The 15,077-nt window shown below is 68.9% G+C and carries 15 protein-coding genes; 7 read left to right on the plus strand and 8 right to left on the minus strand.

Features of this window, described 5'->3' with window-relative positions; all coding sequences use genetic code 11:
* Nucleotides 1-312: 312 nt before the first annotated feature.
* Nucleotides 313-1,206, minus strand: a complete 894-nt coding sequence (locus NA4_RS04125) for a glycine betaine ABC transporter substrate-binding protein (RefSeq protein ID WP_067464065.1) — start codon at nt 1,204-1,206, stop codon at nt 313-315.
* 195 nt (nt 1,207-1,401) lie between these two features.
* Between NA4_RS04125 and NA4_RS04130 the strand changes: the two genes are divergently transcribed.
* The 4 genes from NA4_RS04130 to NA4_RS04145 are packed head-to-tail and all read left to right on the plus strand — an operon-like array spanning nt 1,402 to nt 4,884.
* Nucleotides 1,402-2,334, plus strand: coding sequence for an ABC transporter substrate-binding protein (locus NA4_RS04130; protein ID WP_373862754.1), 933 nt, complete (start codon nt 1,402-1,404; stop codon nt 2,332-2,334).
* A 14-nt stretch (nt 2,335-2,348) separates the two neighbouring features.
* Nucleotides 2,349-3,497 (plus strand): ABC transporter ATP-binding protein, encoded by a 1,149-nt coding sequence (locus NA4_RS04135; RefSeq protein ID WP_067464068.1) that lies wholly within the window; start codon nt 2,349-2,351, stop codon nt 3,495-3,497.
* Nucleotides 3,498-3,511: 14 nt separating this feature from the next.
* Nucleotides 3,512-4,171, plus strand: coding sequence for an ABC transporter permease (locus NA4_RS04140; RefSeq protein ID WP_067464071.1), 660 nt, complete (start codon nt 3,512-3,514; stop codon nt 4,169-4,171).
* Nucleotides 4,168-4,884 (plus strand): ABC transporter permease, encoded by a 717-nt coding sequence (locus NA4_RS04145; protein ID WP_067464074.1) that lies wholly within the window; start codon nt 4,168-4,170, stop codon nt 4,882-4,884. The genes NA4_RS04140 and NA4_RS04145 overlap by 4 nt, the downstream gene beginning before the upstream one ends.
* Before the next feature lie 239 nt (nt 4,885-5,123).
* Here the strand turns inward: NA4_RS04145 and NA4_RS04150 are convergent, their stop codons facing one another.
* The 4 genes from NA4_RS04150 to NA4_RS04165 all read right to left on the minus strand — a co-directional run bounded on the left by NA4_RS04150 (nt 5,124) and on the right by NA4_RS04165 (nt 9,655).
* On the minus strand, nt 5,124-6,320 hold the full coding sequence (locus NA4_RS04150; protein WP_067464077.1) for an NAD(P)-dependent malic enzyme: 1,197 nt from the start codon (nt 6,318-6,320) through the stop codon (nt 5,124-5,126).
* Nucleotides 6,321-6,944: 624 nt separating this feature from the next.
* Nucleotides 6,945-8,486 carry an FAD-dependent oxidoreductase gene (locus NA4_RS04155; RefSeq protein ID WP_067464080.1) on the minus strand — a complete coding sequence of 514 codons (1,542 nt, stop codon included), beginning with the start codon at nt 8,484-8,486 and terminating at the stop codon, nt 6,945-6,947.
* A gap of 51 nt (nt 8,487-8,537) precedes the next feature.
* Nucleotides 8,538-8,804: a hypothetical protein gene (locus NA4_RS04160; RefSeq protein ID WP_067464083.1), complete on the minus strand. Its 267-nt coding sequence runs from the start codon at nt 8,802-8,804 to the stop codon at nt 8,538-8,540.
* Nucleotides 8,801-9,655, minus strand: a complete 855-nt coding sequence (locus NA4_RS04165) for a PHP domain-containing protein (RefSeq protein ID WP_067464111.1) — start codon at nt 9,653-9,655, stop codon at nt 8,801-8,803. The genes NA4_RS04160 and NA4_RS04165 overlap by 4 nt, the downstream gene beginning before the upstream one ends.
* A 162-nt stretch (nt 9,656-9,817) precedes the next feature.
* Here NA4_RS04165 and NA4_RS04170 point away from each other — a divergent pair, with 162 nt between their 5' ends.
* On the plus strand, nt 9,818-10,891 hold the full coding sequence (locus NA4_RS04170; protein WP_067464087.1) for a magnesium and cobalt transport protein CorA: 1,074 nt from the start codon (nt 9,818-9,820) through the stop codon (nt 10,889-10,891).
* Nucleotides 10,892-10,898: 7 nt separating this feature from the next.
* Here NA4_RS04170 and NA4_RS04175 read toward each other — a convergent pair whose 3' ends face one another.
* Genes NA4_RS04175 through NA4_RS04185 form a run of 3 tightly spaced genes read right to left on the minus strand, consistent with a single transcriptional unit; the run spans nt 10,899 to nt 12,944 of the window.
* Nucleotides 10,899-11,480 carry a suppressor of fused domain protein gene (locus tag NA4_RS04175; RefSeq protein WP_084496792.1) on the minus strand — a complete coding sequence of 194 codons (582 nt, stop codon included), beginning with the start codon at nt 11,478-11,480 and terminating at the stop codon, nt 10,899-10,901.
* 3 nt (nt 11,481-11,483) lie between these two features.
* Complete coding sequence (locus NA4_RS04180) at nt 11,484-11,975, minus strand: YflT domain-containing protein (protein ID WP_067464090.1); 492 nt, start codon at nt 11,973-11,975, stop codon at nt 11,484-11,486.
* 18 nt (nt 11,976-11,993) lie between these two features.
* Nucleotides 11,994-12,944, minus strand: coding sequence for an HpcH/HpaI aldolase/citrate lyase family protein (locus tag NA4_RS04185; RefSeq protein ID WP_067464117.1), 951 nt, complete (start codon nt 12,942-12,944; stop codon nt 11,994-11,996).
* Nucleotides 12,945-13,007: 63 nt separating this feature from the next.
* Here NA4_RS04185 and NA4_RS04190 point away from each other — a divergent pair, with 63 nt between their 5' ends.
* Together NA4_RS04190 and NA4_RS04195 are read left to right on the plus strand one after the other, a co-directional pair.
* Nucleotides 13,008-14,288 (plus strand): magnesium transporter MgtE N-terminal domain-containing protein, encoded by a 1,281-nt coding sequence (locus tag NA4_RS04190; protein ID WP_067464095.1) that lies wholly within the window; start codon nt 13,008-13,010, stop codon nt 14,286-14,288.
* Between the two features lie 19 nt (nt 14,289-14,307).
* Nucleotides 14,308-14,922: a DUF1003 domain-containing protein gene (locus NA4_RS04195; protein WP_067464098.1), complete on the plus strand. Its 615-nt coding sequence runs from the start codon at nt 14,308-14,310 to the stop codon at nt 14,920-14,922.
* Nucleotides 14,923-15,077 lie beyond the last annotated feature (155 nt).

Below are 15,077 nucleotides of genomic sequence, written 5' to 3' on the forward strand. Positions count from 1 at the left end.
AGCACCGTTGCTGGATGCGGGACTGTGGTGTGGCTTTGCACGCTTCCCGGCGGCCCAGTGGAAGGGCCTGACAAGAAGCCTAGGTTGAGGATCCTTACTGCGGCAGTGTCGGACGCGACATCTATCGTGCGATATCCGACATCATCTGTGCACCCTCGTTGAGACGAGTTCGCGGCATCCCGAATGCATAGCGACCAATCCAGAGCGCCACCAACGCGGGCAACGCCGAATACACCAGAGAAGGGCAGATCAAGCCTGGTCAAGAGCCCGGAGCGGAACGTGTGCGCGCAACACGCGGTACCGGGACGCCGCCTACAGAGCGTGCTCGTCCAACCAGCGGCGAGCCACCTCGCCCGGAGCGACGCCCTCATCCCGGACCCGCCGGATCATGGTGGCCAGTTCGTCGGTGGTCAGTTCACCCGCGACGTAGTTCAGCTTCTTGATCTGCCGCTGGTCGAGCAGACCCTTGCGAAACAGCGGCAGCACGTTCTCGGCGCGCACGGCGTAGTCCTCGTCGGACAGCACGGTCAGCCCATCGGTCGCGCCCGGTGCGAGTTCGGGCGGGCCGGTCAGCAGACCGGCATCGATCTGCCCATCCAGCAATGCTTTTCGCAGCGCGGCCGGATCGGAGAAGGCCACGGTGGAGGCGAAGTCGCACGCGGTGATCCGATCGAGCGCAGCCGGACGCGGCAGCAGGCCCGGCGCGGACGCCACCCCGACGGTCAGTCGCCCGCAACGGGGCGTGAGATCGCCTACGGACTTCAGCTTGTCGCGCGCCGCCGCCTCTGCGGTAACCACCACCCGCGGCCGCAGATCGGTGCCGTCGGCGATGTCGGACACCACCAGCCCCTCGGGCAGCGCGGCGCTCAACGCGTCCGCCACATTCTTCGGCGGGCGAGCGGTGGCGTGCTCGTCGAGATGCGCCAGCAGCGCGCCGGTGTGCTCACCGACCACTTGGACCCGATCGGCGTCGAGCGCGGCCAGGTAGTCGGCGCGATCACCCAGACGAGTCGCGACCGCGGTACGTACACCGGTACGCGCCAGCGCGCCCGCATAAATTTCCGCGAGCACCACCGACTCGGCCGAATCGCCCGCCCCGACGGTGATCGACGGCCCGGATTGGTCGTTCCCGCAGGACACGACCAGTGCGACGGACGCGAGGACCAGGAATCCAGCCAGCATCCGCTGTGACGCGGCCAACACCATCCGGCGACACCAACTCTCCGACAATTCGACGCAGGCTACGGAAAAACCTGGAAGCGGGCAGTATGGACAACCAGAATGTACCGGCGGCCGCTCGGCACCGAGAGCGCGCACCGCCGTCATGTCGGAAGGACTCCCGTGAAAACCACCCGCACCCTCGATGCCGCCGGGCAGCAGCGCCGCGCGCTGCGCGTCGCGCTGCGTGCCACTCGCGTCCTCGCCGCCGCCGCGGCCCTCGCCGCCGCGATGGTGCTGTCGGCGTGTGGCAATTCCGATCCGCTCGCCGCCAGCGGCAGCTGTTCGGGGGACGGTCTGATCGTGGGCTCGGCCAACTTCCCGGAGTCCGAAACCGTCGCAAACGTGTACGCGGAGGTGTTGCGGGTCAACGGCTTTGCCGTCGACACCAAGCTCAACATCGGCAGTCGCGAAGCCTATATCCCAGCGGTACGCCAGTGCGCCATTTCGGTGATTCCCGAGTACACCGGCAATCTGCTGCAATACCTGGACAAGAACGCCACCGCCACCAGCGCCGCCGACATCGACAACGCGCTCGGCGCGGCGCTCGGCTCCGGCCTGGCCATCGGCACGCCGGCGCCCGGCGAGGATTCCGACGCCGTCGTGGTCACCCGCGCCACGGCCGAACGCTGGAACCTGCGCACCATCGGTGATCTGGCCGCGCACTCGGCCGAGGTGAAGTTCGGCGCGCCCGCCGAATTCCAGGAGCGTCCCGGCGGCCTGCCCGGCCTGAAGAAGAACTACAACCTCGATATCGCCGCGAACAACTTCGTGCCGATCGCCGACGGGGGCGGCCCGGCCACGGTGCGCGCGCTGGTCGAGGGGCAGGTGACCGCGGCCAACATCTTCACCACCTCGCCCGCCATCGCACAACACAACCTCGTGGTGCTGGAAGACCCGAAGCACAACTTCCCCGCGCAGAACGTCGTCCCGCTGTTCAACGCGGCGAAGAAGTCGGACAAGGCGCTGGCCGCGCTGAACGCGGCGTCGGCGAAGCTCACCACCGCGGAGCTGCTCCAGCTGAACGAGGCTGTCTCCGGTAGCAGCAAGACCGAGCCGAAGGCCGCCGCCGCGGCCTGGGTCGCCGCCCATGGGCTGAACAAGCCGGTGGGCTAGGGAGGGAACACCTGTTGTCCGATATCGAGTTCTCCGGTGTCAGCAAGACCTATCCGGACGGCACACACGCGGTCGCCGACCTCGACCTGCGCATCGAATCCGGTTCGTTCACCGTGTTCGTCGGTCCTTCCGGCTGCGGCAAGACCACTTCGATGCGGATGATCAATCGCATGATCGTGCCCAGTTCCGGCACGATCAGCATTGCCGGGCAGGATATTTCGGCGGTCGACCCGGTGCATCTTCGCCTCGGCATCGGGTACGTCATCCAGAGCGGTGGCCTGCTGCCGCACCGGACGGTCATCGACAACGTGGCGACGGTCCCGGTACTGCGCGGCGACTCGCGCCGGGCCGCCCGCAGCGCTGCGCTCGAAGTGCTGGACCGGGTCGGCCTGGACCGGTCGCTGGCCGGTCGCTACCCGGCGCAGCTGTCCGGTGGGCAGCAGCAGCGCGTCGGCGTGGCCCGCGCGCTGGCCGCGGACCCGCCGATTCTGCTGATGGACGAGCCGTTCAGCGCTGTCGACCCGGTGGTGCGCGCCGAATTGCAGGTCGAAATGCAACGGCTACAGGCCGAATTGCACAAGACCATCGTGTTCGTCACGCACGACATCGACGAAGCGATCACGCTCGGCGACAAGGTGGCGGTGTTCGGCCGCGGCGGCGTGCTGCAGCAATACGACCCGCCGCGGCATCTGCTCGCCCAGCCCGCCACCGATTTCGTCGCCGATTTCGTCGGCCGCGACCGCGGCTACCGCGGTCTGTCCTTCCGCACCGCGAACGACGTACCGCTGCACGAGATCCGGACCGCCGTGGCGGATGAGGTGACCGCGCTGCGGCTGGACGCGGGCGAGTGGGTGCTGGTGGTCGACGCGGCGGGTAAACCGCTCGGCTGGATGGACGTGACCGGCGTCGAGGGAGTGCGGGCCGGACGCGCGCTGATCGACAGTATGTCGGCGGGCGGTTCGCTGTTCACCCCGACCGGCGATCTGCGCCAGGCACTGGACGCAGCGATCTCCTCGCCGTCCGGAGTCGGTGTCGCCGTGGACGATTCCGGTGCCGTGCGCGGCGGCGTGCTGGCCACCGAGGTGCTCGGGCAGTTGGCGGGTCAGCGTGCGCAGGAGGACGCCGAACGCAACCGGCACTTCTTCGAACAGCAGGTGCCGTAGGGAGCGCGAGCGACATGAAATATCTCGTGCAGAACTTCGCGGAGATCATGGGATTCACCGCGACCCATCTCTACCTCGCGCTGGTGCCGCTGCTGCTGGCGCTGGTGATCGCGGTCCCGGTCGGCGCGCTGGTGCGGCGGGTGTCGTGGCTGCGCCGGGTCACGGTGACCGCCGCGAGCCTGGCCTACACCATTCCGTCGCTGGCGTTGTTCGTGATCATTCCTCCGCTGGTGGGGATTTCGGCCATCGATCCGCTGAACGTGATCATCGCGCTCACCGTGTATTCCACGGCGCTGCTGGTGATCGCGGTTCCCGCGGCCCTGGATTCGGTACCTGCCACCGTGCTCGACGCGGCCGACGCGGTCGGTTACAGCCCGCTGCGCCGCACGCTCACCGTGGATATGCCGCTGGCCGTCCCGGTCTTCGTGTCCAGCCTGCGCGTGGTGGTGGTGACCAACATCGCGATGGTGTCGGTCGGCGCGCTGATCGGCGTCGGCGGGCTCGGCAAGCTGTTCACCCAGGGTTATCAGCGTGACTATCCGGACGAGATCGTCGCGGGCATCATCGTGACACTGGCTCTCGCGCTGGTCGCCGACCGCGTGGTGTACGCCCTCGGCCGATGGTCGACACCGTGGGTGCGCGCGGACGGCACAGCGAAAGGCGGTGCCGCATGAACCTGTTCATCGACGCCTGGCACTACTTCAGCAACAGCGCCAACTGGGGCGGACCATCGGGCATCGAAACCCGCATCGTCCAGCACCTGTGGTACAGCATCCTGACCGTCGCCGTCTCGGCGGCGATCGCGGTGCCGCTCGGCCTGGTCATCGGCCACACCCGGCGCGGGGAGGCGGTGCTGGTCGGCTTCGCCAACGCGATGCGGGCGCTACCGACACTGGGCCTCCTGACGTTCGTGGTACTGCTGCTCGGACTCGGGCTGATCCCGCCGCTGCTGGCGCTGGTCACGGTCGGCATCCCGCCCCTGCTGGCGGGCGCGTACGCCGGAATCGCCAACGTCCCGGCCGATGTCGTGGACGCCTCGCGCGCCATGGGCATGACCGAGCGGCAGATCCTGTTCCGGGTGGAAGTGCCCAACGCGCTGCCCATCCTGCTCACCGGGCTGCGCGGCGCCACGCTCCAGGTGGTGGCCACCGCGACCATCGCCGCCTACGTCAACCTCGGCGGACTGGGCCGCTACATCTTCGACGGCATCAGCCTCTACCGATACGACCGAGTATTGGTCGGTGCGCTGCTGGTCGCCGTCCTCGCGATGGTGCTGGACGGCCTGCTCGCGTTCACGGTGTGGGCCAGCGCGCCGGGAACCGGGCGTCTGCGCCGCGCGAAACCAGTCTCGCTGTCAGCGGCGGCACCAGCGCGGCTCCAGGGCTGATCCGCCGTCAAGTGGTTACCCCCGGGCCGATTTCGAGCAATGGTGGTTCAGTAGTCGACGACACGAAGTGCCGCCATAAGATCCGGCACCGTCATGTCGGCAGCCGCGAGTTCATCCAACAGATCGAACGCCTGTGTCGCGGTGAGGCCGGGCTGCGGCGGCTCGGATTTGCGGCGCGAAAAGGGCGCCCCGTTCGACGTCGAACGGGGCGCCCTTCAGCCGATCAGGGCGCGGTACCGCTAGGCGACACCCTCGGCGCGAGCCGCGGCGGCGACCGCCTCGGCGACGGCCGGGGCGACCCGCGGGTCCAGCGGGCTGGGGACGATCTTCTCCGGGCCCAGTTCGTCGAGGACGACGCTGAGGATGGCGTCGGCCGCGGCGATCTTCATGCCTTCGGTGATCCGGCGCGCGCCCGCGTCCAGCGCGCCCTTGAACACGCCGGGGAAGGCCAGCACGTTGTTGATCTGGTTCGGGAAGTCGCTGCGGCCGGTGGCCACGATCGAGGCGTACTTGCGCGCCACGTCGGGGTGGATCTCCGGGTCCGGGTTGGACATGGCGAACACGATCGACTCCGGCGCCATCGACGCGATGAGCTCCTCGGCGATCAAACCCGCGGACAGGCCGAGGAACACGTCCGCGCCCGCCAGCGCCTCGGCCGCGCCGCCGGTAATGCCGCGCGGGTTGGTGCGGGTGGCCAGCTCGGCCTTCACCTCGTTGAGGTCGCCGCGGTCGCGGCTCACGATGCCCCTGGAGTCGAGCACGGTCACGTCCCGGACACCCGCAGCGAGCAGGATGTTCGTGCACGCGACACCGGCGGCGCCCGCGCCGGACACCACGACCTTCAGGTTCTCGAGGCCGCGGCCCTGCACCTTGGCCGCGCCGTTGAGGGCGGCGAGCACCACGATCGCGGTGCCGTGCTGGTCGTCGTGCATGACCGGGCAGTCCAGCGCCTCGATGACCCGCTTCTCGATCTCGAAGCAGCGCGGCGCGGAGATGTCCTCCAGGTTCACCGCGCCGAAGCTCGGGCGCAGGCGGATCAGCGTCTCGACGATCGCGTCGACGTCCTTGGTGTCCAGCACGATCGGGATCGAGTCCAGCCCGGCGAACTTCTTGAACAGTGCGGCCTTGCCCTCCATCACCGGCAGCGAGGCGCGCGGGCCGATGTCACCGAGGCCGAGCACGGCGGTGCCGTCGCTCACCACGACCACGAGCCGATCGGTCCAGGTGTAGCGCTTGGCCAGCGTCACGTCCTCCGCGATCGCCCGGCTGACCTGGGCGACGCCCGGCGTGTAGGCGATGGAGAGGTCACGCTGGGTATCCAACGGCGCGCTGAGTTCGACCGAGAGCTTGCCGCCGAGATGTCCCGCGAAAATTTCGTCGTTGGTGATTTCGGAGAGGCTTGCGGTGGCATTCGGTGCGTCAGTCACAGGTGACACGATTTCACTCCTGCGTGGGTCGGGCTAAACCGGGGGACGGTTACCACCGGGTAATGGGTATAAGACGTTTCACTACGCTCATCGGGTGCGCTGACCGGGATGTTTCGAGGCGGCTGCGAGCGAGCGAACACGGCTTGCCGATATGCGGCTGCCTCGCCTTCGCTCGGCCCGGCGCGGGCTGTAGACGGACTTCGTCCGGCTGCATCCTCTCCTGCGGCGGCGCGGCACTGATCCGCGGAGCAAGAACCGGACGGGTGGGTCCGGACAGAACATGCGGTGTGATCCCTCGGGCCGCGACGGTACGTCGCGAGGCGGAGATCGCCGTGACTCCCCTACCCGGCGGTGGCATAGGTAAGGAATCCGACACATTCTGCCAGTCCGGCAGGCGACTTGCCAAACCGGTTCGCTTTCGGCTGTGTCGCGCCTCATCAGTACACGGTAGGGTGCGGGAATTACCGTGAGGTAAGCGGAGACTCGCATTTCAGGGCCATGACGCGGTGAGTTGTCGCACGAAGCGACACGCTGTGTGCGTGAGACGCCTGCGCTGCCCCGGCCTCCCCTCGGCCCGGCCCCGCGCACGAACTCCGCGCGGCCTTCGCCGTTATGCGACTGCCTCAGCCGCCGCTAGGCGACGATGTCGCGTGCCTCCTCCGCCGTCGTCCTCGGCGCATCCGGACGCACCCACACGCTGCGCATCCCGCCCGACATCAGCCGCACCCGCCAATGATCGGTGGCGTCAGGATGATCGGTGCGCCGGTGCATGCCCCGGCTCTCGGTGCGCATCAGCGCGCTGTATTTCGTCCACCGGGCCACCGCGAGCAGCGCGGTGGCCTGCCGGGCACGCAGGCGATCCACACCGGTTCCGCCGAGACCGAACTCCGCGCCGGGCCACATCGCGTCCAGTTCGCGGATGCTGTCGCGCAGGCTGCCCGCGCTGCGCCAGTAGCTGCGCCGCAGCGGCAGGGTGTGCTCCTGCACCAGCCCCACCACCGCCCTCGGATCGATCCGCGCCACGGCGCCCAGCCCGGCTCCCGGCACCTCCTGCGCCGGGATGCGCCGGTCGGCGGCACGGGCGAACTTCGCCGCGCCCGTGCCCGCCCAGACGCCGGAGGCGATCGCCCACGCGCCGCTCAGCCCGCTGAACCCGCTCACCGCGCCGGTGATCGACTCGCGGCTCGCGACGTCACCCGCGGCGAACAGGCCCGCGACGGTCGTAGCGCAGTCCGCTCCGGTGACGCGCAGACCCCCGGTGCCGCGCACCGTGCCCTCCAGGACCGCACGCAGCGGCACCTGCCGCGCCCGGTCGGGCAGACCCGCGTGCGCCGGCCGAGCGCGCACGGCGACCGGCACGTCGTCGAGCGCGGCGAATACCCGGCGACCATCGGCGATGACCGCGAGCGCAGCCGAACCGTGCCCGGTCAGCTCATTGCCGGACTCGTCGTAGAGGGTGGCGAAGTGCAGTGCGAGATTCGGCTGCGCGGCCGGTTCGGTGCGCCCTACCGGTGTCAGCCCATAGGCGCTCGAGAACTCCATCCCGGACAGCTCGGCGCCCGCCTCCGCGGCCAACAGCAGTCCGTCGCCGGTGTCCACGTCGGTGCCCGCGCCGCCGGACAGGAATGCACAGCCGCCGGTGGCGACCACGACGGCACCCGCGCGCACGGTCCAGCGCCGGAACCCGTTGTGGTGCTGGAGCCCGGTGGCACCCGCCACTACCCCATCGCGGTCGACCAGCAGCTGCAGCACCGGATGGTGATCGAGAACGCGCACCCCCGCTTCACGCGCGAGGCGACGCATGCGGCGCAGATAACCGGCGCCGTCGAGGTATACCCGCCGGGTCGGCGTGGCCGTCGTTTCGGCGTAGATCCGGTGGCCCCACCGTGCCACATGCTCGACCCGCTGATGGGTCTCTTCGAGCACGCGGTACATCCAGTCCGGATCGGCGAGCCCGCCGCCGTGCGTGTGCCCGAGCCGTACCGCCTCGTCGCGGGCAGGGCCGGGCGGAACGTGCCAGACCGAGATCGCGCCGTAGGCGGTCGGCCCGCTCGATCCGCATCTCGCCTTGTCGACGAGCACGACGGTCGCGCCCGCCGCGGCCGCCGAGACGGCCGCCCAGGTTCCGGCGGGGCCACCGCCGAGAACCAGTACGTCCGTCTCGAGTTCACTCACAAAAAGAAATGTTCGGGCACAATTCACCGGCCCGCAACCAAAACAGGTGGCTCAGCTCCACCACTGCGTCCACAGCAATAATCCAGCAGCGAGGAAGACCACCGCCGATCCGGTCAACGCGGCCACTCCCCGATGCCGGTCCGCGTAGACCTGCGCCGCGAGGACCACAGCGGCCGCCGCCACATGCCAGGCGACCGACTCGCCGCCGGGCCCGGGAAACCCGCGCCGATCCGCGATCACGGCGGTGCCGACCACGACGAGCATTCCCGCGAAGGTGCCCGCGGCGACAAGCCCGCTGAGCCCACGCACCAGTCTCACGAGACGATCACCGGCACTCCGGTGGCCTTGCTCGCCAGCTTCTCGAATTGCACTGGGTCGGTGGTGAATTCGCCGAGCCCGATGGATTTGTTCGCGCCGTGGTAATCGGACGAACCGGTCGTGAGCAGACCGAGTTCGCCGGCCAGGTCGGTCAGCAGGGCGCGGTCGGCCGCGGAGTGGTCGGGATGCGCGATCTCCAGGCCGCCGAGTCCGAGTCCGGCCAGCTCGCGGATGTCATCGAGCGCCAGCAGCCTGCCCCGTTTGCGCGCCCTGGTGTGCGCGAGGACACTGACCCCGCCCGCGGAAGCAATCATCTCGACCGCGCGACGCAGCGGGGTGTCGGCCTTCTCCGCGTAGTAGCGGCCGTGCGGGGCGAGCAGCTCGGTGAACGCCGCGTCCACGCTCGGCACCACACCCGCTTCCACCAGCGCTCGCGCCAGATGCGGACGGCCCGCGGACGGCCCGGCCGAGGCGAGCACGGCATCCGGATCGATGGGCAGTCCGTCGGAGGCCATCCGCTCGGCCATGGCGCGCAGCCGCTCCACCCGCTCGGCGCGCAGCCGCTCGCGCTCGTCGGCGAAGCCGCGATCGGACGGGTCGAACAGATACGCCAGCAAATGCACCGGAACCGGCCAGCCGTCCGCGCCCAAACCCACGCAGGACATCTCCATGCCGCGGACCAGTGTGAGCCCCTTCGGTAGCGCGTCGACGGCCTCCGCCCAGCCCGCCGTGGTGTCGTGATCGGTGATCGCGACGATGTCCAGGCCCGCCGCGGCGGCGTTGCGCACCAGTTCGGCCGGAGTGTCGGTACCGTCGGACGCGGTCGAATGGGTATGCAAGTCGATACGCACGCTCTCAGTCTTACCGTGCGTGCACATCGTCCCGCACGCGCAGGCGGCCTTCGGCGCACTCGTGAGTGAGCGTCAGCGAGCGAACCGAAGACACAGCGCGCCGTCGCGAGCGAGCGTCAGCGAGCGAACCGAGGACACCGTGCGCGACGTAGCATCGTCAAGGTGCCGTCGTTTTCCCCGCTCTCCTCGTTTCGCGGCTCCGGCCGGACACCGCAACCGCGGTTCATCCCGGTGCCGACCGAACGGGCGATCGTCGACTGCGCGGTCTACGTGGAGGGCAAGCGCCTACCCGGCCGGTTCACCCACAAGCAGGCGCTCGCGCGAGTGCGCGACGAGGCAACCGGATTCGTCTGGGTAGGCCTGCACGATCCGGACCCGACGCAGATGGCCGATATCGCGGACACATTCGGGCTGCACCAATTGGCCGTGGACAACGCGCTGAACAAGCATCAGCGGCCCAAGCTGGAGCGCTACGACGACCTGCTGCTGCTGGTGCTGCGTACGGTCAGTTACGTCGAGCACGAGATGCACACCGTCAGCGAGATCGTGGAGACCGGTGAGATCGTCGTGTTCACCGGCCGCGACTTCGTGGTCGCGGTGCGACATGGCGAGCATTCCGGGCTCGCCGAGGTCCGCAGGGCCTTGGAGGAAGACCCCGCGCAGCTGTCGCTCGGGCCGGGTGCCGTACTGCACGCGATCACCGACCGGATCGTCGACTCCTACATCGACGTGGCCCAATCGGTCGAGAACGACATCGACGAGATGGAAGAACAGACCTTCACCCCGCACAGCTTGGTCACCGCCGAATCCATCTACCAGCTCAAGCGCGAGGTGGTGGAGCTGCGGCGCGCGGTGAATCCGCTGGCCGCGCCGCTGCAGCTGCTCAGCCACAATCCGGACCTGCCGGTGCCCAAGGAGGTTCGGCGCTATCTGCGCGATGTCAGCGAGCGCCACACCGGTGTCGCGGAGCGCATCAACGACTTCGACGAGGCGCTCAGCGCGCTGATCGGCGCCGCGCTGGCCAAGGTCACCGTGCAGCAGAACACCGACATGCGCAAGATCTCGGCGTGGGTCGCGATCGCGGCCGTGCCGACGATGATCGCCGGTATCTACGGCATGAACTTCGAGCACATGCCGGAGTTGAAGCAGGTCTGGGGTTATCCGGCGGTGTGGCTGGTCATCCTTGTCATCTGCACGGGTTTGCTGATCACCTTCCGCCGCAACAAGTGGTTGTAGCCGCGGCTCACAGCTGTGCCGCGCCGCGTCCCGGATCGCGCACGTCGATCCCCGCTTCCTGCCAGGCATCCCGCAACGCCTGGGCGCCGCGCACCCGCACCCACGCCGCCTCGGTGGCCGTGACCGGCGTCACCGCGAAGTACCGCACCGGTTCGGCCGGCTCGGGCAGCACGATGTCGGGAATCTCGCTGTCGCCGAGCAGAACCGCGGTGAACGGCGCTTCCCGCCACATCGGCTCACCCAGGTCCATCAGCGCATCCGCTTGCAGCACAATGCCTTCCACGGCGGGCGCGGCGGCAAGCACGCCGAGCGCCTTGGCCAGCCCCGAACTCGCGCCGACGCCGGACCGCAGCGTCAGCACCAGCTCCGCGCGCGGCCCGCGCACCGGATCCGCGTGCAGCGCGGTGGGATCGCCCATCGGGTGCCTGGACCCGCCCAGCGTCGCGTAGTGCACCACATCGCCGTCGACGATGCGCAGGATCTCGATCGGCTCCACACCGAGAAAAGTCACCGACGCCGCGTCGACGGCGGCGGCATCCACGCCGAAATGGCCCAGCACCGCGGTGCGGACCGTCTCCAGTACCTCCATGCGTCAGATGGCCAGCCGTGCGAGCATGTCACGCGCCTGCTCCGCCGACTTCGGGTCGCACAGCACATCGTAGCGGCCCGCCACCAACTGCATGGTGGACGCGAAATCGCGCTGGCCCCTGGTCGCCGCGTACGGGATCGTGGTCGAGATGACACCGAAGATGATGCCGCCGACCAGGCCGACGGCCAGTGGCCCCAGTGCGCCGCTGGTGGTGAACAGGCTCAGCAGCAGACCGAGGAACAGGCCGAGCCAGGCGCCCGACACCACGCCGCCGCCGATCACCTTGCCCCAGGTCAGCCGATAGAGGACCCGCTCGACCTGCATCAGGTCGACGCCGACGATGGTCACGTCCTGCACCGGGAACTGGTTGTCGGCCAGATGGTCGACCGCCTTCTGCGCCTCGGCGTAGGTCGGGTAGGAGCCGACCGGCCAGCCCGACGGGGGCGTCGGAAGGCCCTGCCGCGCGCGGTTCGAGTTCCCCAAGGGATTCGTCATGCCTCTATTCTGCTATCGCTACTGATCGTGCGTCGGGGTGAAACGCGTGGTGCGCGTCATTCCGGCGGCCCGGCCCTTCTCCGCGATCACCTGCGCCATCTTGGCGCTCGCCTCGTCGATCATCTCGTCGCCGAGCATGACCGCGCCGCGGGCGCCACCGGCGGCAGAAGTGTGGAAGGCGTAGGCGTCCAGGATCTCTTCGGCACGGTCGTAGTCGGCCTGGCGCGGGCTGAAGATCTCGTTCGCCGCCTCGATCTGGCCGGGGTGCAGCACCCATTTGCCGTCGAACCCGAGCGCCGCGGTGCGCGCGGCCGCCCGCCGGAAGCCTTCGACATCCCGGATCTGCAGGTACGGGCCGTCGATCGCCTGGAGTCCGTGCGCGCGGGCGGCGAGCAGGATGGTCATCAGGATGTGATGGTAGGCGTCGCCGGTGTCGTAGCCCTCCGGTTGTTCGCCGACCACCAGCGTGCGCATGTTGATACTGGCCATGAAATCGGCCGGACCGAACACCAGGGTCTGCACCCGGGGACTCGCGGTGGCGATCGCATCGATAGCGCGCAGTCCCAGCGCGTTCTCGATCTGCGGCTCGATGCCGATCCGGCCGACGTCCAGGCCGCAGGTCTTCTCCAGCTGGGTCAGCAGCAGGTCCAGCGCGCGCACCTGACCGGCGTCGGTCACCTTGGGCAGCAGAATCGCGTCCAGCGCCGCGCCTGCGCCCTCGACCACGGAGATGACGTCGGTGTACGTCCATTCGGTGGTCCAGTCGTTCACCCGCACCACGCGCAACTGCGATCCCCAGCCGGAGTCGTTCAGCGCCGCCACGATATTCGCCCGCGCCTCGGCCTTTGCCACCGGCGCGACCGCGTCCTCCAGATCTAGGAAGACCTCGTCGACGGGCAGTGTCTTGGCTTTCTCGATCATCTTCGCGTTGCTCCCCGGGCAGGCGAGCACCGAACGGCGCGGTTTCATGATCACTCCCGTCGATCGTGGCGCGGGGGCGGACACCCGCTCGCGAACCTCTAGCCTGGCAGCATGGCAGCAACCAGGGTGTACGTCGCCAGGCTGGCCGGCCTGGTGGTGCTGGGACCGGACGGCGAGTCTATCGGCCGGATCCGTGACGTGGTCGTGGCCATCCGCTACGACCGCCAGCAACCACGCGTGCACGGACTCGTCGTCGAACTGCCCACCCGGCGGCGCATATTCGTGCCTATCCTGCGGGTCACCGCGATCGAGCCCGGTATGGTCACGCTGAACACCGGGACGGTCAGCCTGCGGCGCTTCACCCAGCGACCCGGCGAAATGCTCGCCTTGGCACAGATCGTTGATTCGGTGGTCCGGGTGGAGGACCCGGACCTGCCGGATCTGACCGGCGTGGACGTGCACGTGGTGGATCTCGGCATCGAACAGGCCCGCAGCAGGGACTGGCTGGTCAGCCGGGTGGCCGTGCGCGGGCACCGCAGGCTGGGACGCAGGCGCGCCGTGCACGTGGTCGACTGGACCAGGGTGTCCGGCCTGACGCCCTACGAGATCGACAGGCGCGGACAGGACGTCACGCAGCTGCTGGAACAGTTCGAGGGGATGCGCGCGGCCGACGTCGCGCATCTGCTGCGCGAGCTGCCGGAGAAGCGGCGCGTCGAAGTGGCCGTCGCGCTGGATGACGAACGCCTCGCCGACGTGGTGCAGGAACTGCCCGACGACGAGCAGGTCGAGCTGCTCAGCCACCTGGAGACGCGCAGGGCCGCCGACCTGCTCGAGGCGATGGACCCCGACGACGCCGCCGACCTGCTCGGCGAACTGCCCGAGGGGGAGGCCGAATCGCTGCTGGCCCTGATGGATCCACAGGAGTCCGAGCCGGTCCGCAGGCTGCTCGAGCACTCCCCCTACAGCGCGGGCGGTTTGATGACGCCGAAGCCGGTCATCCTGACGCCGTCCACGACAGTGGCCGAGGCGCTGGCGCGGGTGCGTAATCCCGACCTGACTCCGGCACTGGCCTCCATGGTCTTCGTGGTCCGCCCGCCCACCGCGACGCCGACCGGCCGCTACCTCGGTTCGGTGCACATCCAGCAACTGCTGCGCGAGCCGCCCGCCCATCTGGTCGGCGGCATTCTCGACACCGACCTCTCGCCGCTGCGCCCCGAACTCCCGCTGGCCGCGGTGACCCGCTACTTCGCGACCTACAACCTGGTATGCGGGCCGGTGGTGGACGAGGAGAATCACCTGCTCGGCGCGGTCAGCGTCGATGACGTGCTCGACCACCTCCTGCCCGAGGACTGGCGCGATCAGGAGACGAACGACGAAAGAGGCGGAGCATGAGCGGTAGCGAGGTGGCGGCATGACCGAGAGCGACACCGGCGTGCGGATCGTCCACAGCAGGGCACGTCAACGCTTGGAAACGCCGCTGGAAAGCCGGTTCCGGCTGGAGTGGGACGCCGAGGCGATGGCCCGCAGCAGCGAGCGGGTGGCGCGGTTCCTCGGGACGGGACGGTATCTGGCGGTTCAGACGATCCTGGTGGTGGTCTGGATCCTGTTGAACATCTTCGCGGTTAGGCTGCGGTGGGACCCCTATCCGTTTATTTTGCTGAATCTGGCCTTCTCTACCCAGGCCGCGTACGCCGCGCCGCTGATCCTGCTCGCGCAGAACCGGCAGGACAACCGGGACCGGGTCGCCTTGGAGGAGGACCGGATGCGGGCCGCTCAGACCAAGGCGGACACCGAGTTTCTGGCCCGGGAACTCGCGGCGTTGCGCCTCGCCGTCGGCGAGGTGGTCACCCGTGATTACGTGCGCCGCGAATTGGAGGAAATAAAAGGAATTCTGGACCGGATCGAATCCGCGGAATCCGTGGCACGCGAGATTCGCGCGGAAGGAACGGGAAAGGCGGGGCGCAAGAAAAGCTCCGGCCGAAAGTCCGCTCCGGCACCGGGTTCACCGCCGATAAGCGATGATTGACCGGAAATACCCGACAACGACCTGACTGATGGGTAACCTGGACAACGTTGTCCCGAGCGACCCGGGCAGGGGATGTCCCGGACAACCGCTCCCGTGACGTCGAGGGATTGGGTGTGGCCGTATGCGTGTTTCTGCTCCGGTGACGGTCTCGGCTG

Source organism: Nocardia amamiensis NBRC 102102 (assembly GCF_001612745.1).
In the GTDB taxonomy this organism is placed as follows: Bacteria; Actinomycetota; Actinomycetes; order Mycobacteriales; family Mycobacteriaceae; genus Nocardia; species Nocardia amamiensis.

Bases quoted from the DNA above. Each gene is read 5' to 3' on its own strand.
- NA4_RS04195 (WP_067464098.1), top strand. From the start codon at position 14,308: ATGACCGAGAGCGACACCGGCGTGCGGATCGTCCACAGCAGGGCACGT.
- NA4_RS04190 (WP_067464095.1), top strand. From the start codon at position 13,008: ATGGCAGCAACCAGGGTGTACGTCGCCAGGCTGGCCGGCCTGGTGGTG.
- NA4_RS04185 (WP_067464117.1), bottom strand. From the start codon at position 12,944: ATGAAACCGCGCCGTTCGGTGCTCGCCTGCCCGGGGAGCAACGCGAAG.
- NA4_RS04175 (WP_084496792.1), bottom strand. From the start codon at position 11,480: ATGGAGGTACTGGAGACGGTCCGCACCGCGGTGCTGGGCCATTTCGGC.
- NA4_RS04125 (WP_067464065.1), bottom strand. From the start codon at position 1,206: ATGGTGTTGGCCGCGTCACAGCGGATGCTGGCTGGATTCCTGGTCCTC.
- NA4_RS04145 (WP_067464074.1), top strand. From the start codon at position 4,168: ATGAACCTGTTCATCGACGCCTGGCACTACTTCAGCAACAGCGCCAAC.
- NA4_RS04180 (WP_067464090.1), bottom strand. From the start codon at position 11,975: ATGACGAATCCCTTGGGGAACTCGAACCGCGCGCGGCAGGGCCTTCCG.
- NA4_RS04140 (WP_067464071.1), top strand. From the start codon at position 3,512: ATGAAATATCTCGTGCAGAACTTCGCGGAGATCATGGGATTCACCGCG.